Origin of the sequence: Rhizobium sp. SG570 (genome assembly GCF_012275345.1) — a bacterium.
Taxonomy (GTDB): Bacteria; Pseudomonadota; Alphaproteobacteria; order Rhizobiales; family Rhizobiaceae; genus Rhizobium; species Rhizobium lusitanum.
This window is the reverse complement of sequence record NZ_JAAZQI010000004.1, coordinates 435,314-458,809: the sequence shown is the minus strand read 5'-3', so window position 1 is coordinate 458,809 and position 23,496 is coordinate 435,314. Positions and strand designations below refer to the sequence as shown.

Annotated in this window: 19 protein-coding genes and 1 pseudogene; 12 read left to right on the top strand and 8 right to left on the bottom strand. The window is 59.9% G+C overall.

Annotation, left to right across the window (positions count from 1 at the left end):
• Positions 1–340 precede the first annotated feature (340 nt).
• From FHT28_RS11950 to FHT28_RS11935, 4 genes are all read left to right on the top strand, one after another.
• The gene (locus FHT28_RS11950) at positions 341–730 is read left to right on the top strand and encodes a hypothetical protein (protein ID WP_168596357.1); all 390 of its coding nucleotides are present in this window, start codon (positions 341–343) and stop codon (positions 728–730) included.
• A gap of 181 nt (positions 731–911) precedes the next feature.
• The gene (locus FHT28_RS11945; protein WP_348644984.1) at positions 912–1,373 is read left to right on the top strand and encodes a hypothetical protein; all 462 of its coding nucleotides are present in this window, start codon (positions 912–914) and stop codon (positions 1,371–1,373) included.
• 666 nt (positions 1,374–2,039) lie between these two features.
• Positions 2,040–3,101, top strand: a complete 1,062-nt coding sequence (locus FHT28_RS11940) for a porin (RefSeq protein ID WP_037197014.1) — start codon at positions 2,040–2,042, stop codon at positions 3,099–3,101.
• Between the two features lie 991 nt (positions 3,102–4,092).
• Positions 4,093–5,385: an NCS2 family permease gene (locus FHT28_RS11935; RefSeq protein ID WP_037197015.1), complete on the top strand. Its 1,293-nt coding sequence runs from the start codon at positions 4,093–4,095 to the stop codon at positions 5,383–5,385.
• A 273-nt stretch (positions 5,386–5,658) separates the two neighbouring features.
• Here the strand turns inward: FHT28_RS11935 and FHT28_RS11930 are convergent, their stop codons facing one another.
• The gene (locus FHT28_RS11930) at positions 5,659–6,144 is read right to left on the bottom strand and encodes an ureidoglycolate lyase (RefSeq protein WP_168596356.1); all 486 of its coding nucleotides are present in this window, start codon (positions 6,142–6,144) and stop codon (positions 5,659–5,661) included.
• 44 nt (positions 6,145–6,188) lie between these two features.
• Complete coding sequence (gene puuE / locus FHT28_RS11925; RefSeq protein ID WP_168596355.1) at positions 6,189–7,646, bottom strand: allantoinase PuuE; 1,458 nt, start codon at positions 7,644–7,646, stop codon at positions 6,189–6,191.
• Positions 7,647–7,805: 159 nt separating this feature from the next.
• Between puuE and uraH the strand changes: the two genes are divergently transcribed.
• The 4 genes from uraH to xdhC are packed head-to-tail and all read left to right on the top strand — an operon-like array spanning position 7,806 to position 12,870.
• Positions 7,806–8,171 carry a hydroxyisourate hydrolase gene (uraH, locus tag FHT28_RS11920; RefSeq protein ID WP_168596354.1) on the top strand — a complete coding sequence of 122 codons (366 nt, stop codon included), beginning with the start codon at positions 7,806–7,808 and terminating at the stop codon, positions 8,169–8,171.
• A 3-nt stretch (positions 8,172–8,174) separates the two neighbouring features.
• Complete coding sequence (gene xdhA, locus FHT28_RS11915; protein ID WP_168596353.1) at positions 8,175–9,659, top strand: xanthine dehydrogenase small subunit; 1,485 nt, start codon at positions 8,175–8,177, stop codon at positions 9,657–9,659.
• Between the two features lie 3 nt (positions 9,660–9,662).
• The gene (xdhB, locus tag FHT28_RS11910; RefSeq protein ID WP_047552603.1) at positions 9,663–12,017 is read left to right on the top strand and encodes a xanthine dehydrogenase molybdopterin binding subunit; all 2,355 of its coding nucleotides are present in this window, start codon (positions 9,663–9,665) and stop codon (positions 12,015–12,017) included.
• 4 nt (positions 12,018–12,021) lie between these two features.
• On the top strand, positions 12,022–12,870 hold the full coding sequence (gene xdhC / locus FHT28_RS11905; RefSeq protein WP_168596352.1) for a xanthine dehydrogenase accessory protein XdhC: 849 nt from the start codon (positions 12,022–12,024) through the stop codon (positions 12,868–12,870).
• Here the strand turns inward: xdhC and FHT28_RS11900 are convergent.
• Positions 12,860–13,804: a LysR family transcriptional regulator gene (locus FHT28_RS11900; RefSeq protein WP_168596351.1), complete on the bottom strand. Its 945-nt coding sequence runs from the start codon at positions 13,802–13,804 to the stop codon at positions 12,860–12,862. The genes xdhC and FHT28_RS11900 overlap by 11 nt on opposite strands.
• Before the next feature lie 140 nt (positions 13,805–13,944).
• Here FHT28_RS11900 and FHT28_RS11895 point away from each other — a divergent pair, with 140 nt between their 5' ends.
• Together FHT28_RS11895 and guaD are read left to right on the top strand one after the other, a co-directional pair.
• Positions 13,945–15,186 carry a urate hydroxylase PuuD gene (locus tag FHT28_RS11895; protein ID WP_168596350.1) on the top strand — a complete coding sequence of 414 codons (1,242 nt, stop codon included), beginning with the start codon at positions 13,945–13,947 and terminating at the stop codon, positions 15,184–15,186.
• Positions 15,183–16,526: a guanine deaminase gene (gene guaD / locus FHT28_RS11890; RefSeq protein WP_168596349.1), complete on the top strand. Its 1,344-nt coding sequence runs from the start codon at positions 15,183–15,185 to the stop codon at positions 16,524–16,526. The genes FHT28_RS11895 and guaD overlap by 4 nt, the downstream gene beginning before the upstream one ends.
• 221 nt (positions 16,527–16,747) lie before the next feature.
• Here the strand turns inward: guaD and FHT28_RS11885 are convergent, their stop codons facing one another.
• The 5 genes from FHT28_RS11885 to bhcA all read right to left on the bottom strand — a co-directional run bounded on the left by FHT28_RS11885 (position 16,748) and on the right by bhcA (position 22,213).
• Positions 16,748–17,731, bottom strand: coding sequence for a glyceraldehyde 3-phosphate dehydrogenase NAD-binding domain-containing protein (locus FHT28_RS11885; protein WP_246704849.1), 984 nt, complete (start codon positions 17,729–17,731; stop codon positions 16,748–16,750).
• Positions 17,732–17,873: 142 nt separating this feature from the next.
• Positions 17,874–18,839: an iminosuccinate reductase BhcD gene (gene bhcD / locus FHT28_RS11880; RefSeq protein WP_168596347.1), complete on the bottom strand. Its 966-nt coding sequence runs from the start codon at positions 18,837–18,839 to the stop codon at positions 17,874–17,876.
• A 47-nt stretch (positions 18,840–18,886) separates the two neighbouring features.
• The gene (bhcC, locus tag FHT28_RS11875) at positions 18,887–20,050 is read right to left on the bottom strand and encodes a 3-hydroxy-D-aspartate aldolase BhcC (RefSeq protein WP_168596346.1); all 1,164 of its coding nucleotides are present in this window, start codon (positions 20,048–20,050) and stop codon (positions 18,887–18,889) included.
• Between the two features lie 12 nt (positions 20,051–20,062).
• Entirely contained in the window at positions 20,063–21,010 is a 948-nt protein-coding gene (gene bhcB, locus FHT28_RS11870; protein ID WP_168596345.1) for a beta-hydroxyaspartate dehydratase BhcB, read from the bottom strand.
• 12 nt (positions 21,011–21,022) lie between these two features.
• Positions 21,023–22,213 carry an L-aspartate--glyoxylate aminotransferase BhcA gene (gene bhcA, locus FHT28_RS11865; protein WP_168596344.1) on the bottom strand — a complete coding sequence of 397 codons (1,191 nt, stop codon included), beginning with the start codon at positions 22,211–22,213 and terminating at the stop codon, positions 21,023–21,025.
• 195 nt (positions 22,214–22,408) lie between these two features.
• On the opposite strand from bhcA, the gene bhcR reads away from it, so the two are divergent.
• Both bhcR and FHT28_RS11855 read left to right on the top strand, forming a co-directional pair.
• Positions 22,409–23,218, top strand: a complete 810-nt coding sequence (gene bhcR / locus FHT28_RS11860; RefSeq protein WP_168596343.1) for an HTH-type transcriptional regulator BhcR — start codon at positions 22,409–22,411, stop codon at positions 23,216–23,218.
• A 128-nt stretch (positions 23,219–23,346) separates the two neighbouring features.
• A pseudogene (locus FHT28_RS11855) lies at positions 23,347–23,484 on the top strand (cupin); the annotation flags it as partial.
• Positions 23,485–23,496 lie beyond the last annotated feature (12 nt).

Here is a 23,496-nt window from a genome sequence, read left to right as displayed (position 1 = left end):
CCAATCTGATCCGGACCCATTTCCTGAACTCATCGGTGCTTCGCCATCCACGCCAGTTCCTGCGCAACCTTTCTCGCGTGCGCCTGCTTGGTCGCGAACTGCGAGGCGAGTTTTCCGGCACAGTGTAAACGGACAACACATGAGCAAGGAAAAGACGGTTCGCGACCGCCCATTTGGCCAGCTTGGGTAGACATCAGCGCGACGAAAACGGCCAGCTCACTTCATCTCCCAATAGCAAGAAGCGTCGCCGATAGGATGCGCCGCGGTCGAACTGTTCAACACAGGTTGAGCAATTCTCCTCTCTGATGTATCCAAAAGGGGGTTTTGAGGGGAGAAAAGTATGAAAAAATCTATCTCGATACTGGCATGCGTCATATTAGCATCGTGTCATTCACTTAGACCTACCCCCGAAGCGCCTCCCTCCATCGTACGTCCATTGACGCCGGAGGAAACCAGCGCCGTTCAAAACGGATTTCAAAAATCGCTCTCGTTGAAGCAGGTGGCGGTTAACAGCGGGAAAGCCCGCACATCGTCTGGCGGAGCGACATATGCCTGCGGCACAGCGAACCTCGGCAAAGACAGCTCGAATGCCCCATACATCGGCACGCTCGTGCAAAGTCAGTTTGGTGGCCAGAACGTCACCATCTTCAACCTGATGGCCTATGGGCAGACGGATGAGTTGGCGGCGCAAGTGCGTGATCGCTGCAAAGCCAATGGCATTGATACTTAAGAACGCCGGCCAGCAATGATGGCCTTGTCTTGAACGGCTGTCCCAATTTCCACGTTGAGTTTCGGCCTTCACACAATCGGCCTGCCCTTTGTAAGCCATGGGCGACCTCTCGCGCTCGACTCTCGCTGTGGATTCGAAGACGATCATCGGGAACTTGGGGGAGGATGGCACCTTGAAGCTTGTGACGCTGACGGCGGTTCTACTGACCTCGATGGCAGGTTCATCACTTGCATCCGGCACCGTTTACTATGGCTCCCGTGCCGGGATGGAAGTCACCATCGTCAGCCTGTCGGGTCTGGATACTTCTCATGCCGAAATCCGGACAAAGCATACGCGCGCAAATGCAATCGCCTTCTGTCGTGAGTACGTTCAGAAAGTTACTCCGGACTGCATCAGGCAAGAGCTGTCGATGCCGTTGAGCGATGTAATCGAGGCCGATTGTAAGACCGGGATTTTCACAGATTTCGCTGGCGACCGATATCAATTCCGCGGTCGCAACCCTGCCCCCGACAGCATGGCGAAGTATCGGCTGGTGAACCTGCAGACCAATGACGATGCGGACGGCTCATCTGCCTCTGGCTACCCGACAAATATGGGGATCTTCCGCGCTCTGTGCCCAAGGACCGCCCCGGCCGACTATTGAAGCGCAGGCGTGACGATCCTGCGGGTGACGTTGCTTCCGGCGTCACGAGCCCTCTTGCCAAGTTAACAGCCCACGGCAAGCCGGGCACAATCACCTGCAAGATTGCCGGCAATTCCAGCAATGCAAAGCAATCATCGACTGCCCGATGCCCATCGTGAAAATACCTAGACTGACTGACCGGAGAGCCGAGTTTGGTGCTTCGTACCTCGTGGCGCTCCGATCGATCTCGGACACCGAGCGCGCCCGGTCTTTGCCGGCAAAGACATGCCATAGGGCTCCCATTCCATCACCCGAATCGGCGCAATTTCCGCTCCAAACGGCTGCATCGAGAGTTAAAATCAGTATAAATAGTAACGTAAACTTATAATTTGGCTACTAACATTCCAGTGTATATATACATTACGTACGTTTATTTAGTATTTCCGGTGCATATAGTTAGATAGACTCAACCATTACAGAGTATAAGTGATGTATTTTTGCATCTATGACAATTTTATGTCTGTAAATACACGGCGCGGCGAAACTATTGTGTTCCGATGCCATATCCATCTCGCTACCGTGTGCGTGGGGGGCCGTTGGCTTCCACTTAGAGGGAACAGCCTGATCAATGAACGTAGCGGGTGGTCGCCGGCGTCGTTCCGATCAGGCATATCGATTGGAGACAAAATGAATATCAAGAGCCTTCTTCTCGGCTCCGCTGCTGCACTGGCAGTAGTTTCCGGTGCTCATGCGGCCGACGCTGTCGTCGCTGCTGAACCGGAGCCGCTTGAGTACGTCCGTATCTGCGACGCTTACGGCGCCGGCTACTTCTTCATCCCGGGCACCGAAACCTGCCTCAAGATCGGCGGCAAGGTTCGTACCGAAGGTCAGTGGTACGATGCCTACAACCCGAACAGCCGTTTCGGCACGCTCTGGCACACCCGCGCTGAACTGCAGCTGCAGACCGCGACGGACACCGAGTATGGTCCGCTGAAGACCAACACCGAACTGCGTTGGGACTGGGCCAACGGCGGCTCGACGTCCACCAACCTGCTGCATGCCAGCATCAGCCTCGGTGGCTTCACCATTGGTAAGGAAGACTCGCAGTTCAACGTCTTCACCGGTTATGCCGGCGACGTCATCAACGACGACGTGGTCTATGACGGTCCGTACGAACTGAACCAGATCACCTACAACTACGATGCAGGCAACGGCTTCACGGCTGTGATCTCCGTCGAAGATACCAATTCCGGTACGGGCGCTACTGGCGCTAACGGCGAAGACAGCTCCGACCATTACGCTCCCGACGTTGTTGCCGGTGCCGGCTTCAAGTCTGGCGCATGGGGCTTCAAGGTCGTTGGCGGCTACGACTCGATCGTCGAAGAAGGCGCCATCAAGGCTCGTGTCGATGCTGACTTCGGTGTCTTCTCGGCCTTCTTGATGGGTGGCTGGAACACCGACGGCGACAAGCTGAACAAGTACGCTGGTGCGAACGGTGCTGGCGATGCTTCCGGTATCGGCTGGGGTGACTGGGCTCTTTGGGGCGGCGCAAGCGTTCCGATCAACGAAAAGCTGAAGTGGAACTTCCAGGTCGCTTACACCGACTCGAAGATCTTCTCGGCAACCACGAACCTCAAGTTCAAGCCGGTCAAGAACCTGCTCATCGAGCCGGAAGTTACCTACACCAACTGGGATTCGATCAACGAAGACCAGTGGGCTGGTATCCTCCGCTTCGAGCGCAGCTTCTGATCTGACTTCGACCTCCGATCAGAAAAGGGAGAAGGTTCGGTTTCCCTCCGAGCCTTCTTTCTATTTATAAGGGTCATCAACAGCACTTGCTCAAAGAGAAGCCATCCATCTCCATGCAAGCAGCATGGGTGCACGGATCGGTGCGCGTCGGCAACTCGGTCCATGATGAGTATCGTCAGGCTGCGTCCGCTCTGCAGCGAACGGCTTTGCGAACCGAATACTCTTCAAGGTGATATGCGAATCTTTGAATGTGCTGCGCCGTAGACGCCAGCAACAAATACCGTGTTAGATCCCCGGCATGCTGGGCGAGCCAATCGCTGTTCGAGCATTTCAAACAGATCGTCGCAGCATGCATTTGTGATGATCTTGCAGCTGGCCCGCCGCCCCGCGAGGCAGAGCCGGCGTCACCGTTTCCGCCATGGCGTCGGTTTCCGCCGACGGCCAGCACCCGCCGCTTCTCGTCTGTATCCGTCATCTCAGTCCAGCCACACGGGCAACCATCTAGAATGCGGTGTTTTGCGTCAATGTCCTGCGCGCGGACCAGTCACATATCCCCGACAGCTTTGCCGGCAACCTCTAGCTCGTGCTGAAATCTCCGCCACATGGAGCGCTGTGGCCGCAGCGCCGCCTTCTGGCGCAAAATAGGTTGGCTTTGTCGTTTCGCACCTGTAAAACACAGCGCGTATCATCGTTGCCCGATCGATGGCGCCAGGCGGTGGCGAACAGAACACGTTGGAAATATCCGCATCGAAGGTCTTCTCCATTCTGTGATCGCTCCGAAACGCAAATCCACTCGCTCGGAAATAGCCCGAAAAACTAGAATGACTTTCGCGAATTGCAGGGAAATCCGGCTCTAGCGCGCAGAGCCTTTAACAGCGCACAATCCCCCTCGCTACGAAGCGTTTACAAGCGCTTGTCGCGCCGGCATCCGGAGGAGATGCAGGCCAGCTTCATGACATGCACTGGCGTTGGGAACGCTTAGGGAGGAACTATGTTTGAACGACTTTTCAAATTGAGTGAGCACGGCACGTCCGTCCGCACCGAACTCATCGCAGGCGTGACGACGTTCTTGACGATGTCCTACATCATCTTCGTCAATCCGGATATCCTGTCGACCACGGGCATGGACCGCAATGCCATTTTTGTCGCCACCTGTCTTGCCGCGGCATTGGGTTCCATCGTCATGGGACTTGTCGCCAATTGGCCGATAGGGTTGGCGCCGGGCATGGGGCTCAATGCCTTCTTTGCCTTCACCGTCGTCGCAGCGCTCGGCTTTACCTGGCAACAGGCGCTCGGCGCGGTCTTCATCTCAGGCGGGATCTTCGTCCTTCTGACAGTCACCGGCGTACGCAGCTGGCTGATAGCGGGCATCCCGCGCTCGCTCAGAAGCGCTATCGCCGCCGGTATCGGCCTTTTTCTGGCTATCATTGCCCTCAAGGGTGCCGGCATCGTCGTCGCCAACAAGGCGACGCTCATCGGTCTCGGAGACCTGAAGCAGACCGGGCCCCTTCTCGCAATCTTCGGCTTCTTCGTCATCGCCGTTCTCGATGCGATGAAAGTAAGGGGTTCGATCCTGATCGGCATTCTTGCTGTCACCGTCCTCTCCTGGATCTTCGGCGTCAGCCAGTTCCACGGCATCGTTTCGATGCCTCCCTCGATCATGCCGACCTTTATGCAGCTCGACATCGTAGGAGCTCTCCATGGAGGCCTGATCCACATCATCCTCGTCTTCGTGCTCGTTGAGGTCTTCGACGCGACCGGGACGCTGATCGGCGTCGCCAAGCGGGCGAAACTGATCGAGGAAGGCAAGCCGAACCGCTTGAGCCGGGCTCTGCTCGCCGACAGCGCGGCTATTGTCGCCGGCTCATTGATGGGCACCAGCAGCACGACCGCTTATGTCGAAAGTGCTTCGGGCGTTCAGGCGGGAGGTCGCACAGGCTTGACGGCGGTGACAATTGCCGTGCTCTTTGTCGCGGCCCTGTTCTTTTCCCCGCTCGCCGCCTCTGTTCCCGCCTATGCGACGGCGCCGGCTCTGCTCTACGTCGCCGGCCTGATGATGCGTGAGCTGACGGAAATCGAATGGGATGATCTGACTGAAGCTGCACCCGCGGCACTCACGGCGCTGGCGATGCCGTTTACCTACTCGATCGCCAATGGCCTTGCTTTCGGGTTCATCAGCTACGTCGTCCTGAAGGTTTGCACCGGCCGATGGAACACGCTTCATCTGGCGACACAGATCGTTGCGGCCTTGTTCATCGTGCGCTTCGCCTTCTTCGCAGACTAACAGTTGCACTCTTCAAGGAGCCGGGTCATCCGATCGGACGCCCCGGCTCCTGAGCCTGTTTGCACGCCGTTTCTATTTGAATCCGGAATTATCGACTGGCCGGCAAGCCGTGGATTTTATTGGCGGCAAGTTCCCGAAGGACGGGGAGCGGAGCAAAGCACGCGCGATCATCCCGTGGCACATTGGATGCGAAATTAAAGATGCTTGTGAATCAAAGAAGGGGGGCCACGGCCGTGGCGGCCCTTCTTCTTGTCCCAACTCACCCTTGTCTGATCAGCGGATCAGGAACGGTTCCTTGAAGAAATGCTCTTCCAGGTTTACGCCCTCGCCGGCGCGGTCGACGACGGCGAAGTCGGAGACACCGTCGAGAGGGGTGAGGATACCGTGCCAGACATTGCGCCCGATATTGACGCCCTGCCCGGGCTTCGTCCGGAAAGCGAGCGGCTCACCCGGCCCATTGGCTGTTTCCTGCGCGACGACAACCAGGAACGGGTTATCCGTCAACGGGATGAAGGCCTGACTACCGAAGGGGTGCCGCTCAACCATCCGCAGTTCCAGCGGCAGCATGTAAGGCTCGCCCCGGAGCAGACTGATCATCGCACGTGCCTTCTCGCCTGTTGTCTCGATCTTCGCGAGGTCATGGTATCGGACGCATTTCCCGGCATTGATGGGATAGCTATATGCCCCTTCCGTTTCGATCACCTCGCCGAAGGGGAAGAAGGCGACGCTCGTCAACGGCTGTATCTCGATCACTTTCATTCACGCTCTCCTCACTTCTGTTCTTTCTGGGCAGCGCCAGCGTTTCACGCGGCAGTCCGCTGGCCGAGCGGGTGCAATGCCTGTCCGTCTCGGAACATGGCGGTGAGTCGCAGAAGCGCGATCCGCTCCACTTGGCGGCAGGCGGCGGCGAATTCGGCGTCACGGTCGTTCTCGATCCGGGTCTCGAACGCGGCGAGGATCCCGGATTTCGTATGGTCGCGCACGGCGATGATGAATGGGAAACCGAATTTTGTGACGTAGCGATTGTTGAGGTCGGTCAAACGTGCGTGTTCTTCTGTCGTCAGCGCATCGAGGCCGGCGGAGGCCTGTTCTTCCGTCGAACTCGCCGTCAGGCGCTTGGCCTGCGCCAGCTTTCCGGCAAGATCCGGGTGGGCGGCGAGCACGCCAAGCCGCTCCTCGTCGCTCGCTGCGCGGAACTGGAAGGCGAGAGCAGCGTGGAGGCCGATTGCGGTATCGTTGGCTGGCGAGAGTTCGCCGGCGAAGGCGCGCTGCGCAATCCAGGGCGAATGTTCGAAGATGCCGCCGAAGCGCTCGACAAACTCGGCCTCTGGCATCTGCGAGGGCCGCTCCGTGGCCGGCTTCGGTGGATGGGTCTTTGCCCAATGTTCGGCGATGTCGATGCGCCGCGCGATCCAGACCTTCTCGTGGCTCTGAACATAGTCGATGAAGCGGGCGAGCGCCATGACGCGGCCGGGCCGGCCGATCAGTCGGCAATGCAGGCCGATGCTCATCATCTTCGGGCTGCCGGCGGCGCCTTCCGCATAGAGCGCATCGAAGGAATCCTTCAGGTAGCTGAAGAACTGGTCACCGCTGTTGAAGCCCTGCGGCGTCGCAAAACGCATGTCGTTGGCGTCGAGCGTGTAGGGGATGATGAGCTGCTGGCGATCGCCATGCTCATACCAATAGGGCAGATCGTCGGCATAGGTGTCGGAGATGTAGTCGAAACCGCCGAATTCCGTCGCCAGATCGACCGTGTTTACCGAACAGCGGCCGGTGTACCAGCCACGCGGCCGCTCGCCGGTGACCAATGTGTGCAGGCGCATCGCCTCGGCGATTGCCGCGCGCTCCTCGTCCGGAGCCATGTCCTTGTGCTCCACCCATTTCAGACCGTGCGAGGCGATTTCCCAGCCTGCCTCCACCATGGCGGCGACTTGCGCCGGCGAGCGCTGCAGCGCGGTTGCGACGCCGTAGACGGTGACGGGCAGCTGCTTCTCGGTGAAAAGCCGGTGCAGACGCCAGAAGCCGGCGCGGGCGCCATATTCATAGACCGATTCCATATTCCAGTGACGCTGGCCCGGCCATTGGGAGGCGCCGACGATTTCCGAAAGAAAGGCTTCTGATGCGGCATCGCCATGCAGCACGCAGTTCTCGCCGCCCTCTTCGTAATTCAGGACGAATTGCACGGCGATGCGCGCATCGTCAGGCCACTCAGCCGCCGGCGGCGTCTGGCCATATCCGTGCATGTCACGGCAATATCGCATGGAACACTCCTCCAAATGTCTTCGATGGCAAATTTCTAACCACAAATCGCGCGCGCTATTCCCCTTGGAAATTTTGAAAGTCTCGAACGATCCCGCCGCTTTTCAGGGGAATAAGCCTGACGGATAGTGGCGACAGAAGCGCTACGTTCGGGAGAAAACATGCAATCTCATTCGCGAGGAGCCGGCCGGCTCACGACCCACGTGCTGGATACGGCGCTCGGCAAGCCGGCTCAGGGCCTGCGCATCGATCTCTACCGGATCGAAGGCGATACGCATCACCACGTCAAATCAACCAGGACCAACGGCGACGGCCGCTGTGATGCACCGCTGCTATCGGGCGAAACCATGAAGGCAGGCACCTACGAACTGCGTTTCCATGCCGGTGACTATTTCGGCCGCACATCCGAGGGCCCGATGTTTCTCGATATCATCCCGATCCGGTTCGGCCTTGCGGATGAAAGCGCGCACTACCACGTGCCGCTGCTCCTCTCGCCCTACAGCTATTCCACCTACCGTGGGAGTTAGATGATGGCGCCCGTCACTATCCGCTCCGAACTGCGTTTCATCCTCAACGGCCAGGATATTACGCTCCGCGACGTCACGCCGAACCAGACGCTGCTTGACTGGCTGCGCCTTTCCCGTTCGCTCAAGGGCACCAAGGAAGGCTGTGCCGAGGGCGACTGTGGCGCCTGCACGGTGCTTGTGGGGCGGCTCACGCCGGCGGGTGACCTCGTCTATGAGGGCGTCAATGCCTGCATACGCTTCCTTGGTTCGCTGGATGGCTGCCATGTGGTGACCGTCGAGCATCTCGCAGACCGCGACGGCAACCTGCATCCGGTGCAGCAGGCCATGGTCGACTGTCATGGCTCGCAATGCGGCTTCTGCACACCAGGTTTTGTCATGTCGCTCTACGGGCTCTGGATGCAGACACCGAACCCGACGGACCAGCAGATCGAAATCGCGCTCCAGGGCAATCTTTGTCGCTGCACCGGTTATGAGCCGATCCTGCGCGCCGCGCGCGCCATTTCCAACTATGGCGGGACGACGAAGGATCCTCTGCTCGTCGAACGGGAAGCGATGACCGCCCGCCTGCGGGCTTTGCACGATGGCGCGCGGGTCGACATCGGCGACGACCGCAGCCGGCTGGTCGTGCCGGCGAACCTTGACGATTTTGCAGCTGTTCTCGAGGTGTCGCCGACCGCCACCGTGGTCGCGGGCTCCACCGATGTCGGCCTCTGGGTCACCAAGCATATGCGCGACATCTCGCCGGCAGTTTTCATTGCCGGGCTCGACGAGTTGAAGTCCATCGCCGTGAACGATGGCATCGTCTCCATCGGTGCCGGCGTTACCTACTCGGAAGCGATCGCAACCCTTTCGCGGCACATCCCGGCACTCGGCTCACTGATCACTCGTATCGGCGGCCAGCAGGTGCGCAACATGGGAACGATCGGCGGCAACATCGCCAATGGCTCGCCGATCGGTGATACGCCGCCACCCCTGATCGCGCTCGGGGCTTCGCTCACCTTGCGCAAGGGTGCTGTCAGGCGCATCGTCGCGCTCGAAGACTTCTTCATCACCTATGGCAAGCAGGATCGACAGCCGGGCGAATTCGTGGAAACCGTGCGTGTGCCTATTCCTGCTGCATCGGAAAAATTTGCCATCTACAAGGTGACCAAGCGCCGGGACGAGGACATCACCGCAACGCTCGGCGCCTTCCGCCTGACACTTGCCGCCGACGACACAGTCACGGAGATCCGCATCGCCTATGGCGGCATGGCCGGAACACCGAAACGGGCCTTTGCCGTCGAAAAGGCGCTGCTTGGCCAGCCCTGGAACGAATCCACGGTGGAACGAGCGATGGAAAGATACGCCGAGGACTACACGCCGCTCAGCGACATGCGGGCCACCGCGGAATACCGCGCGCTCGCGGCAAGGAACCTTCTTCTCCGGTTCTACCTGGAGACGGCGACAGGCGCGACACCGGCTCAGGTGTCCAGATACGAGGCTGCATAGGCCATGAACAAGCACACGTCCGGCCTCAAGGCAGAAACCATTATCGGCGGCGTCCATACCAGCCCTCGCCACGACTCCGCCCACAAGCACGTCGCCGGCACGGCCGTCTATATCGACGATATCCCGGAGCCAACAGGCACGTTGCATGCGGGCCTCGGCCTGTCGACCGTAGCGCACGGTATTCTGAAATCGGTCGATCTGTCTGCCGTGCGCACCGCCCCTGGCGTCGTCACTGTCCTGACCCACGAGGATGTTCCCGGCCTCAATGATATCTCGCCTTCCAACATGCATGACGACCCGGTGCTTGCTGCCGGCAAGGTCGAGTTCCATGGCCAGCCGATCTTCTGCGTCATTGCCGAAACGCGTGAGCAGGCGCGCCGCGCCGCGCGGTTGGCAAAGATCGAATATGACGAATTGCCAGCCGATATCGACATATGGGATCTCGACGTCTCCACCCATCGGCAGGTCGTCACGCCGCTGACGCTGAAGAGGGGCGATGCAGCAGCCGAGCTTGAGCGCGCGCCACGCCGCGTCAAAGGCCGCATGCGGCTCGGCGGTCAGGATCATTTCTATCTCGAAGGGCAGGTCTCGCTCGCGGTACCCGGCGAGGACGACGAGGTCATCGTCTATTGCTCGACCCAGGGGCCGAGCGAGACGCAGCACATGGTCGCCCATGCGCTCGGTGTGCCGAGCAATGCCGTGACGATCGAGATACGCCGCATGGGTGGCGGCTTCGGCGGCAAGGAAACGCAGGCGAACCAGTGCGCGGCAATCGCTGCCATCGCCGCCAAGAAGCTGAACCGCGCCGTCAAAGTCCGGCTCGACCGCGATGAGGACATGACCGCCACCGGCAAGCGGCATGACTTTGCCATCGACTACGATGTCGGCTTCGACGACGACGGCCGCATCCTTGCCATCGACTATACACTCGCGCTTCGGGCCGGCTTTTCCGCCGACCTCTCCGGCCCCGTCGGCGACCGCGCGCTGTTCCATTGCGACAACGCCTATTTCCTCCCGCATGTTCATGCGAAATCGGCCCCGCTCTATACCAACACCGTCTCCAACACAGCCTTTCGCGGTTTCGGTGGCCCGCAGGGCATGGTGGGCGCCGAGCGCGTCATCGACGAGGTAGCCTTCGCCGTCGGCAAGGATCCGCTCGATATCCGCAAGCTGAACTTTTATGACGCCATGGGCGTCGAGGGCGAGCGCAACCTCACGCCCTACCACCAGAAGGTGGAGGACTGCATCATCCAGCGCATCGTCGCGGAGCTGGAGGAGAGTGCCGATTATGCCGGCCGCCGCAAGGCCATCGGCGAATTCAATGCGAAGAGCCGCATCGTCAAGCGCGGCCTTGCGCTGACGCCGGTGAAATTCGGCATCTCCTTCACCAAGACCGAGTCGAACCAGGCCGGCGCTCTGGTGCATGTCTATAGCGACGGTTCCGTGCACATGAACCATGGCGGCACCGAGATGGGGCAAGGCCTGCATCTGAAGGTGGCGCAGGTGGTGGCCGAGGAATTCCAGATTGATCTCGACCGGGTGAAGATCACCGCCACGACGACCGCCAAGGTGCCCAATACCTCGCCGACGGCCGCCTCTTCCGGCGCGGACCTCAATGGCATGGCGGCGCAGAACGCCGCGCGCCAGATCAAGGACCGGTTGATCGCCTTCGCGGCTGAAAGCCATCAGGTGGCCCGCGATCAGGTGATCTTCCTGCCCAATCGGGTGCGCATCGGTGATATCGAGATAGCCTTCGACGATCTCGTCAAGAAGGCCTATATGGCACGCGTCCAGCTTTCGGCGGCGGGCTTCTACAAAACGCCGAAAATCCATTGGGACCGCTCCAAGGGCCGCGGCCACGCCTTCTATTACTACGCCTATGGCGCCGCATGCTCGGAGGTATCCATCGATACGCTGACCGGGGAGTACGTGGTCGAGCGGACGGATATTCTGCACGATACAGGCCGTTCGTTGAACAAGGCCATCGATATCGGACAAATCGAGGGCGGCTTCATCCAGGGCATGGGTTGGCTGACGACGGAGGAATTGTTCTGGGACAATAAGGGGCGGCTGCGCACCCACGCACCCTCCACCTATAAAATCCCGCTTGCATCCGATCGACCGAAGATTTTCAATGTAGCGCTGACCGACTGGTCCGAAGCCTATGAACCGACGATCCATCGTTCCAAGGCGGTCGGCGAGCCGCCTTTGCCGCTCGGCCTTGCAGTTTTGCATGCCTTGTCGGATGCTGTAGCCAGCGTCGCCGACCACAAGATCTGCCCGCGCCTCGATGCGCCGGCAACGCCGGAGCGGGTGCTGATGGCGATCGAACGTCTCAGGTCGGCAAAGAAGGAGTGAGGTCATGTCTGCCGCGTGCGAAGACATCCGGGATTTCCTGCGCCGCGAACCGGCGTCGATCCTGGTCGAGGTGACCGGTGTCGCAGGCTCCGCGCCGCGCGATACAGACGCCTGGATGCTGGTGTCGGAACAGGCGATTTTTGCAACGATCGGCGGCGGACAGCTCGAATATATGGCGATCGACCAGGCGCGCCGGGCATTGCGCTCCGGCATTGCGGCGGAGCCGATGAACGTGCCGCTCGGCCCGGAGATCGGCCAGTGCTGCGGCGGCCGGGTAGGACTTGCGTTCACCGCGCTCAATGCGGAACTTGCAGACCATCTCATTGCCCGCAGCGACGGGGAAATGGCGGCGCGGCCGCATGTCTATGTTTTCGGAGCCGGCCATGTCGGCGACGCGCTCGTCATGGCGCTTTCGCTGGCACCGCTGCGTGTCGTGCTGGTGGATACGCGAGAGGACGAACTTACCGCCTGCATCGTGCCCCATATCGAGACCTGCCTGACGGCCATGCCCGAGGCTGTGGTGCGTGATGCGCCGGCCGGCAGCAGCTTCGTGATCCTCACCCACGACCATGCGCTTGATTTCCTCATTGCGGCCGAAGCGCTCAAGCATCGGGATGCTGCCTATGTCGGTATGATCGGTTCCAAGACGAAGCGCGCCACGTTCCGCAACTGGCTGTCGCGAGAAACCGGCCGCCCGGATCTTTTCGATCGGCTTGTCTGCCCGATCGGTGGCACGGCGCTGAAGGACAAACGTCCCGCCGTCATCGCCACGCTCGCCGCTGCGGAAATCATGACGGCGGCGCTCAGCTGGAAGGCAAGCCAGAGCAAGCCCGTCTCGGCGGTCAGCCGCTAGAGGCGGCGGCCGCAGGCTCGTCCTGGAGCAGCTTGCCGATCAGCCGCTGACAGCGCTCCGCCATGAAGTCGATCATCAGCCGAACCTTCGGATCCTGGAAACGCTTGTGCGGATAGATCGCGGCAAGCTGCACGGGGGCCGGCGGACTGTCCTTCAAGATCTCCACCAGCCGGCCTTCCCTAAGATAGGCCTTCACCTCGAACAGCGGCTTGTTGATGATGCCGCGACCTTCCAATGCCCATTGGGTGAGCACGTCGCCGTCGTCGCTGTCATAGGGGCCGGCGACCTCGAATTTGCGCGGGCCATCCGCCGTTACCAGCGTCCAGAAATACTCCTTGGATCCCGGATAGCGCAGCAGAAGACAGTCATGCTTATCGGCAATCAGCGCATCCGCGTTCGCCGGTACGCCGCGCCCTGCCAGATAGTCTGGTGAGGCGCAGAGCACGCGCTCGCAATTAAGAATACCGCGCATGCGCAGGTTCGAGTCCTCCAACACACCGAGCTTGAAAGCCACGTCGACACCTTCAGCGAGGATATCGACATTGTGGTCCGACAAGCGGACGCGCACTTCGATATCCGGATATTTGTCGTGGAACTCCGGAATGCCAGAGGCGATCAGCCGGCGGCCGATGCCGAGCGGCGCGGTAATCCTGAGCGAGCCTTTCGGGTTGCGCGAGAGGTCGGCGATCGCCCCTTCGGCCTCGTTTACCGCCTCGATGATCTTCACAGCGCCGTCGTAGAAGACGCGGCCGTGTTCGGTCGGAGAGAGTTTCCTGGTCGTGCGGTTGAAGAGCCGTACGCCGAGATGGCGCTCGAGTTCCTTGATGCGATTGCTCGCCACCGCGGGGGTGACGCGTTGATCGCGCCCCGCCGCCGAAAGGGTTCCGAGTTCGACCACACGAACGAAGACACGCACATTATCGAGATAGGACATGGTTCCTTTTACCACATTGGCGTGCGGATCAAAGCAGGGGTCATCTTATAGATTTTTTTGAAAGTGTTGCGGATTCACCGGGATTTCCTAGAAAATCATGGGATGGCAAACAGTCCCGTGAAGATCGGGAGGACTTTCCCTTGTACGAATACGCTATCGCCTGGGACTGGATAACGTTTGCCGTCCGCTGGTTGCACGTGATCACGGCTATCGCCTGGATCGGCTCGTCATTTTATTTCGTGGCGCTGGACCTGGGCTTGAAGAAACATGCCGCATTGCCTCCAGGGGCGTATGGCGAGGAGTGGCAGGTTCATGGCGGGGGCTTCTACCATATCCAGAAGTACCTGGTGGCGCCGGCCAACATGCCGGACCATCTTGTCTGGTTCAAATGGGAGAGCTACGTCACCTGGCTCTCCGGCTTCGGCATGCTCTGTCTCGTCTACTACGCCGGTGCCGACCTCTACATGATCGATCCGGCCGTGCTCGATGTGTCAAAGCCCGTGGCGATCGCCATTTCGCTGGGTACGATCGCGGGCGGCTGGATCATGTACGATCTGATCTGCAAGTCGCCCTTCGGCAATGACAATACCCGGCTGATGGTGGCGCTGTATTTCATCCTGGTCGCGGTCGCCTGGGGTTATACGCATCTGTTCACGGGCCGGGCCGCCTTCCTGCATCTCGGCGCCTTCACGGCGACGATCATGTCGGCCAACGTGTTCTTCATCATCATCCCGAACCAGAAGATCGTCGTCGCCGACCTCCTTGCCGGCCGCACGCCCGATGCGAAATACGGCAGGATCGCCAAGCAGCGCTCGACGCACAACAACTACCTGACACTGCCGGTGCTGTTCCTGATGCTGTCGAACCACTATCCGCTGGCTTTCGGCACCCAGTTCAACTGGATCATCGCCTCGCTGGTCTTCCTGATGGGCGTCACGATCCGCCATTATTTCAATACCCGCCATGCCAATGCAGGCAACCCGACCTGGACCTGGCTCGTCACCGTCGTTCTTTTCATCATCATCATGTGGCTTTCGACGGTGCCGAAGCTGCTGACCGGTGAAGCAGCCGACGCCAAGATCTCGGCTATCCAGCAGCCTTTCATCACGACGCAGGCCTTCCCGAAGGTACGCGATACGGTGATGGGACGCTGCTCGATGTGCCATGCCAAGGAACCCAGCTGGGAAGGTATCATCGCCCCTCCCAGGGGCGTGGTGTTCGAGACGGATCGCGATATCGCCGCCCATGCCCGCGAGATCTATCTGCAGGCCGGCCGCAGCCACGCCATGCCGCCGGCCAACGCCTCGCATATAACCGACGAGGAGCGCCGCCTGCTCGTCTCCTGGTATGAAAGCGCCATTAGTGGAGAGAAAGCCCAATGAACGAATTGCTGATCCGCGGCCGTGTGCTGACCTTTGTCGCCGAGCCGCAAGGCATCGATGACACCGCCTCCTATCGCTATCTCGAAGATGGCGCGGTTTTCGTGCGTAACGGCAAGATCGTCGAGACCGGGAGCTATGGCGATATCCGCAAGCTGGCGGGTGCCGATGTTGAGGTTGTCGATCATCGGCCGAACCTCATCCTCCCCGGCTTTATCGATACGCACCTGCATTTCCCGCAGACGCAGGCGATCGCTTCCTACGGCGCGCAGCTGCTCGAATGGCTGAACACCTATATTTTCGTCGAGGAACAGAAGTTCGCACGCGCCGCCCATGCGGCTCAAGTGGCCGATCGCTTCATGGACGAGCTGTTGTCGAACGGCACGACGACCGCGGTTGCCTATTGCTCGGTGCATCCTGAAAGCGTCGACGCTTATTTCGCCGCGGCCGAGGCGCGCGGCATGCGCATGATCGGCGGCAAGGTCATGATGGATCGCAATGCTCCGGAAGCGTTGCGCGACACGCCACAGCAAGGATATGATGAAACCAACCGACTCATTGAGAAATGGCATGGCCGCGGTCGGGCGCATTATGCGATCAGCCCGCGCTTTGCCATCACCTCCACGCCCGAGCAGATGGAAATGAGTCAGGCTCTCATCGCCGAACACCCGACCTGTTACGTCCAGACGCACCTCTCCGAAAATCGCGACGAGGTTGCCTTTGCCACATCCCTCTATCCCGAGGCGAAGGACTACACGGATATCTACGCCCGCTACGACCTGCTCAATGAGCGTATGCTGCTCGGTCATTCCATTCATCTGAGCGATCGCGAGGTTTCCGTATTTGCCGAAACTGGCGCTGTCGGCGTCTTCTGCCCGACGTCAAACCTTTTCCTGGGTTCGGGACTGTTCGACGCCGCCAGGTTCGACAAGTTTGGTGCGCGCTGGTCGGTTGCCACCGATGTCGGCGGCGGCACCAGCTTCTCCATGCTGGAAACGATGGATGAGGCCTACAAGGTACTGCACCTGCAGGGCCAACGGCTGACGCCGTTCAACTCCTTCTATCGCATGACGCGCGGCAATGCCCTGGCGCTCGGATTGGAGCATCAGATCGGTTCGCTCCAGGCAGGCGCGGATGCCGACATCGTCGTGCTCGATTCCGGCGCCAAATCGGCGATGGAGTTCCGCATGCGCACAGCGACGTCGCTCGCCGAAGAGCTCTTTATTCTTCAGACCATGGGCGACGACCGTTGCATCGCCGAAGTCTATGTTGCCGGCAAGGCGATGAAGACGAAGGATAGAAAGCGCCAAGCAACAGCACCTCAGTCACTGCAAATTGCCTGATCAACCGACGGCGCGCACATCGTCCGCGCCGCCATCTCCGGCGTAGGGGACGGCGGCGAAACCGGAAGGTCCAACGAGACTGACAAACTCATCGTCTTCAAAAGACAAATTCACCACCCCTAGAGCAATTCCAGGAAAAGTGCGTAGCGGTTTTCCGTCCGGAATTGCGCAAAAACAATAGCATAGAGCGGTCAGGCGATTCCGTGAAACGCGTAACCGCTCTAGTTCGTGCGCCCAATGTGTTGCGCCATGTCGAGCATCCGGTTCGAGAAGCCCCATTCATTGTCGTACCAACCAAACACCCTGAGAAGGCCGCCGGCGCCAAGCGAAATCTCCGGTCCACTCAAAACAAGAGATTCGGGACGACCGCGCAGATCCACGGAGACCAGCGGCTTCTCGATCCAACCCAACACAGGCGATCCATCGGCTGCTTGTTTCAGTTTCGTACGCATGGTGTCGAGGTCAGAAACATGCCGAACCGCGACGGTGAGATCGATCGCCGAAACGCTGGCCGTCGGCACCCGAAGGGCGCGCGCCTCGATCAAGCCGGCGAGATGCGGAAGGACTTCCCCGACGATCGCATGGGCGCTCGTGGTCGTCGGCACCATCGAAAGTGCGGCGGCACGGCTTCGGGCTAGATCGGAGCGCGGTTGATCTATCGTCGGCTGGCTCGCAGTGTAGCAATGAATGGTGGTCATCTGGCCGCCGATGATGCCGAACTCTTGATCGACAATGCGCAAAAGCGGCGCAAGCGCATTTGTGGTGCATGAGGCGTTTGAAACCACGGTCTGGCCGCGGAAGGCTTCCTCATTGGCACCCAGCACCAATGTTGCATCGGCAGCGGCAGACGGACCGGAAATCAGCACCTTCTTTGCGCCGGCATCTATGCCTCGTTGAGCCACCGCTCGGGAATTGGCATGGCCGGTGCATTCCAGGAGAACGTCGACGCCGTGAAGGTCGAGCTTGCTGATATCAGGAACATTGTGAAACGGTATCGACACCTTGCCGACGACGAGCGTCCGCTCGCCAGTCGAGACGGCCTCCGGCCAGGGACCATAAATACTGTCATATTCGAAGAGGTAGGCACATGTCTCCAAAGCGGCGATGTCGTTGATCAGCACGACTTCCATATCAGGACGATCGCGCAGGAGGAGACGCAGGACCGAACGCCCGATCCTTCCAAACCCGTTAATTGCAATCTTCAATGGCCGGTTCGACATACGACTTACACCCTTAATCGACAATGCCGGAGGCCTGCAGTGTCGCGGTTGCATTGGCTATCGCCGTGGCGTCGCGGATGTCGATGCCACCGTCCTCCCTATCCTCCTCCCTTTAGATGCGCCGGCCCTAGAAGTCGACCTCGATTGCCACGCCTTTTGCCAGAGCGAGCTCGACGGCAGCCGAGGCGACGGCAAGATCCTGAAGGCCAACCCCCGTACCGTCGAAGAGGGTGATCTGGTCTGCGGAGGTGCGTCCGGGGTGGGTTCCGTTGATCACGGCGCCAATCTCGACGATGGCCTCTTCACGGATCAGTCCCCTTTCGATCGCATGCTGGGATTCTCCGATGGTAACGGCCTGTGCGACTTCATCGGTGAAGACGGCTGCCGCAGCGAGGATTTCGGCTTCGACCTCCTGCTTACCCTTCGTATCGGTCCCCATGCAGGCGAGATGTGTGCCAGCTCGAACCTGCGATGCCTTGAGCATCGGCGCGAAAGACGAGGTGATCGAGATGATGACATCCGCTTCGGCCCCCAGCCGATCAAGATCGACTGCCTCGAAGGGAAGGCCCTCCTCCTTGGCAACCTCCTCCAGACGGCTCAGCATATCCGGATGCAGATTCCAGCCCACGATCCTTTCGAATGGGCGCTGCGCAAGGGCTGCGCGCAATTGAAACGTCGCCTGGTGACCGGCACCGATCATGCCAAGGACCTTCGCGTCTTTACGGGCGAGATATTTTATCGAAATGGCAGAGGCCGCCGCCGTCCGCAGCGCAGTCAACAGATTGCCGCCGACGACGGCGCGGCATTTGCCGGTATCCGGATCGAACAGGAACACGGTCGACTGATGGTTGGTGAGGCCCTTGTGGACATTGTTCGGCCAGAACCCACCGGCCTTGAGACCGAGCGCCAGGCCCTTGCGATCGAAACCCGACTTGAAGCCGTAGAGGGCATCGGCATGCCCGATCGCCTCGCGGACGACAGGGAAATTGTAGGCCGATTTATCCGCCATCGAGGCAAACACCCCCTCGACCGCCCTGAAGCAATCGGCAGGCGTCACCAATCCGGCAATTTCAGTCTCAGGAACGATGATCATTCTGGCTTCCGCTAGCTTTTCAATGGGGGCCGGAACCCCCTGTTTCGTCAGTAGGCCTTGCCGCGGGCGGACACGGGCCAGAGCGTTTCGACCTTGCCGTTGCGCACGCCGACATACCAATCATGGACATTGCAGGTCGGATCGCAATGACCGGGGACCAGACGCAGCTTTTCGTTGATCTTGAGGACGCCGTTCGGGTCTTCGATAACGCCATGCTCGTCCGAGCACTTGATATATTTCACGTCATCGCGGCCATAGATAAAGGGCAATCCGGAGTCGACCGATTGTGCCTTGAGACCCGCATCGCAGATTGCCTTGTCGGGCTTTGCGTGGCTCATGATGCTGGTCAGGATGAACAGCGCATTTTCCCATTCCCCCTGATCGATCCGCTTGCCGTCTTTGTCACGGATGCGGCCGTAATCCGCGTCCATGAACGCATAGCTGCCGCACTGCAGCTCGTTGTAGACGCCCGAATTGCTCTCGAAATAATAGCTGCCCGTGCCGCCGCCGCTGACCAATTCCGGGTCGAGACCTTCGGCCTTGAGTGCTTCGACGGCATCCTTGACCTGGGCTATCGCCGCATCGAGCTTGGCCTTGCGGTCTTCATACTTGTCGATGTGCTGCATGGCGCCCTGATAGGCCTGGATGCCTGTGAACTTGAGGCCGGTTGCCGCATGGATGGCATTGGCAAGCTCGACGACGGCCGAAGTCGTCGTGACGCCGCACCGTCCGGCGCCGCAATCGATCTCGATGAAGCATTCCAGCGTCGTGCCGTATTTCTGCGCTGCCCTGGAGAGCTCATCGACATTGGCCAGGTCGTCGACGCAGACGATGATCCGCGCGCCATGCTGCGGCAGCAATGCCAGCCGATCGATCTTTGCCGGATCGCGAACCTGGTTCGAGACCAGCACATCCTTGATCCCACCGCGAACGAAGACTTCCGCTTCGGAAACCTTCTGGCAGCAGACGCCGACAGCACCACCCAATTCCTGCTGGAGCCTCAGAACATCGACAGACTTGTGCATCTTGCCATGTGCCCGGTGGCGCATGTTGTGGGCCTTGGCATAGTCGCCCATCTTGCGGATGTTGCGCTCGAGCGCGTCGAGATCCAGGATCAGGCAGGGTGTCTGGATGTCATCGGCGCTCATTCCGGGAAGAGCCGGTACGTCGTAGCCGACTTCCATGCCGGCAAATTTCGGTTCCATATTCATTGCTTCTGCTCCCTATTGCCAAGGCAATTTATCGAGGTCGACGTTGCCGCCGGTGATGATGATGCCGACGCGTTTTCCGGCAAAGACGTGCGTGTTCTTCAGGATGGTCGCCAGAGGCACGGCGCTGGAAGGCTCCATGACGATCTTCATCCGCTTCCAGATAAGCTTCATTGCATCGACGATATCTTCCTCGGAAGCCGTCAGGATATCCGTGACGTGGTTTCTGACGAAATGCCAGGTCAGCTCCTTCAGCGGCACCTTGAGACCATCGGCCACGGTGTTCGGCGCGTCGTCTGCGATGATGTGGCCGGCTTTGAAACTGCGGTAAGCATCATCAGCCTGCTCCGGCTCTGCTGCGTAGATCTTGATGCGGGACGCAAGATTGGAGAGAGTGAGGCAGGTTCCCGAGACCATTCCGCCGCCGCCGATCGGGGCGATGACGACATCGAGCCCGTCAACCTGTTCGATCAGTTCTTTCGAGCAGGTCGCCTGTCCCGCGATGACTCGCGGATCGTTGTAGGGATGCACGAACTCCGCTCCCGTTTCAGCCACGACTTCGGCGAAAACGGCCTCGCGCGATGAGGTCGAAGGTTCGCACTCGACGACCTTGCCGCCATATCCCCGGACGGCATCCTTCTTTGCCTGCGGCGCGGTGCGCGGCATGACGACCGTGCACGGAATTCCGCGACGGCCGGCCGCATAGGAAAGGCATGTGCCGTGGTTGCCGGACGAATGCGTGGCAACGCCCCTGGCGGCCTGTTCGTCGCTGAGGCCAAAAACGGCGTTCGACGCGCCGCGTGCCTTGAAGGCCCCCGCTTTCTGGAAATTCTCGCATTTGAAGAACAGTTCGGCTCCGGCCAGCGAGTTGATGAAGCTGGACGTCAGAACCGGGGTTCGATGAATGTAAGGCCTGATCCGCTCTTCCGCGGCAGTCATGTCGGCAAGTGTTGGGATATACATGGTTCCGGCTCCTCAGGCAGCGGCCCGGACCTTGGACGTGCGGCCGTCGCGATAATAGTCCTGCGCAGCGGCAACACCCGAGCCGAGCTTGATGTCGAGGCCGAGATCGACCATGACCATTTCAGCCGTCGCAATGCCCGACAGCGCCATGACATCGGTGAGACTGCCGAGATGGCCGATGCGGAAGACCTTGCCGGCAACCTCGCCGAGGCCGACCCCGAAGGCGACATCATATGTCTTGGCGGCGTGCGCCACGATCGACGTCGCATCGAAGCCCTCAGGCGTGTGGATTGCGCTGACCGTGTCCGAGTAGAGGTCTTCGCTCATGGCACAGAGCTCCAGCCCCCATGCCCGGACGGCCGCACGAATGCCCGAGGCGATGCGCCGATGGCGGGCAAAGACATTCTCCAGGCCTTCCGCCAGCAATAGTTCCGTCGACAGCTTGAGCCCGTTTAGCAGCCCGACGGCCGGCGTGTAGGGATAGGCATTGTTTGCGTAGCTCCTGGCCATGTCTCTGATGTCGAAGAATGTCCGCGGAAGCTTGGCCGTTTCGACCGCCGCCAGCGCCTTCGGCGAAAAGGCCGTGATCGCGAGGCCTGCAGGCAGCATGAAGCCCTTCTGCGAGCCCGTGACGGCGATGTCGACCGACCATTCGTCCATGCGGAAATCCATCGAAGCGATGGAACTGACGCCATCGACAAACAACAAGGCCGGATGACGCGCCGCGTCGATCGCCCGCCGAACGGCGGCGATATCGGATTTAACGCCGGTTGCCGTCTCGTTATGAGTGACGAGAACCGCCTTGATCTCATGCGCGGTATCGGCCGCGAGGATCTCCTCGTAGCGGGCGGCGGGAGCGCCGCCACCCCATGCGGCTTCGATGATATCGACTTTCAGCCCGTGCCGCTGGCACATATCGATCCAGCGCTGGCTGAACATGCCATAGCGCGCGGCAAGGACACGGTCGCCGGGGCTGAGCGTATTTGTAATCGCCGTCTCCCATCCGCCGGTTCCCGTGGACGGAAATACATAGACGGACGCGGCTTCAGTTTTCAGGATCTTCTTCACACCCGCAAGCGCCGGACGAAGGATTTGTCCGAACAATGGCGAGCGATGGTCGAGCGTCGGCATGTCCGCAGCCTTGCGAAGGATCTCAGGCATGTTGGTCGGGCCCGGAATGAAGACGGGATTTTGCATATACATTTGGGCGTCCTCCTGTTGTGGGAGAATTGATAGCACACCGGAAATAGGAGATAAATTTTTTTGAAATGGTTTTTCAAAATCGTTTTTATTGTTATAATATGTAATATAATCAATTGATTGGTATTTTTCATTGTATAAATGCATTTTTCAAGTCAGAATTTTTTATCGACTGAACGCCATTGGAGACGACGGCTGATGCCTCAAGAACCGCGCCGAAGAGGCCGCCCCAAGGCCTTCAACGGCCCTCAGACACAAAACACGATCCAGGCGCTCGATCGGGCACTGGATGTCCTCGATGCTCTCGCGACGCCGGAAGGCAAGACATTGTCGGAACTGGCCGGCCAGCTCGGGCAATCGGCAGCAACCATGCACCGCGTGTTGGCGACGCTGGAGCGCCGCGAGTTCGTCGAGATCAGTCCCGATCGCCAGGTTTGGCACATCGGTCCCGAGGCCTATCGGCTTGGCGCAGCTTTCCTCCGTCGCTCCAACGTCGTCGAGCGGAGCCGCCCCATCATGCGCGAACTCATGCTCGAAACCGGAGAGACATCCAATCTCGGCATCGAGAAGGACGGCAACGTCCTGTTCATCAGCCAGGTCGAGACTCATGAGTCGATCCGTGCCTTTTTCCCACCCGGAACACTATCGCCACTGCATGCCTCCGGCATCGGCAAGGCGCTTCTCAGCACATATGACGAAGACCGGCTTTCAGCGCTCTTCCGGAAGAAAGAATTCGAGCGATTTACGGAAAACACCGTGCGTTCCTTCGAGCAATTGCGCGAGGAACTGCAGAAGACGCGGGAGAGAGGCTATTCGTTCGACGACGAGGAACGCACGAAGGGGATGCGATGCGTCGCGGCGCCCATCCTGAACGTGCACGGCGAGGCGGTGGCAGGCATTTCCGTTTCCGGACCAATACATCGTCTTCCGGACGCTGATATCCACCAGCTCGGCGAGCGGGTGAGAAGCGCGGCGAGAATGGTGTCCCGTCGCCTCGGCGCACCGTAATCGAGGTTTAGGCCCGGCCCGTTACCCAGCCGAACTCGACTTAAGTATGATTCTGCTCAGCGGCGTCCCACATCAGCCAGCCAGGCGCTCGGTTCGCGCCGGGCAAGATGCGAGGGTTCGTCATGTACCGGACTGCCGACTTCCGGCCGGGCGACATCGGATACATGAGGAAAAGCCAAGGCCATATCATCGAGAACACCAGCAAGACGGATCTGCAATTCGTCGCCGTCTTCAAGGTGGCGGAATATCAGGAGAACCGGCTCTCCGTCTTTCCGCAG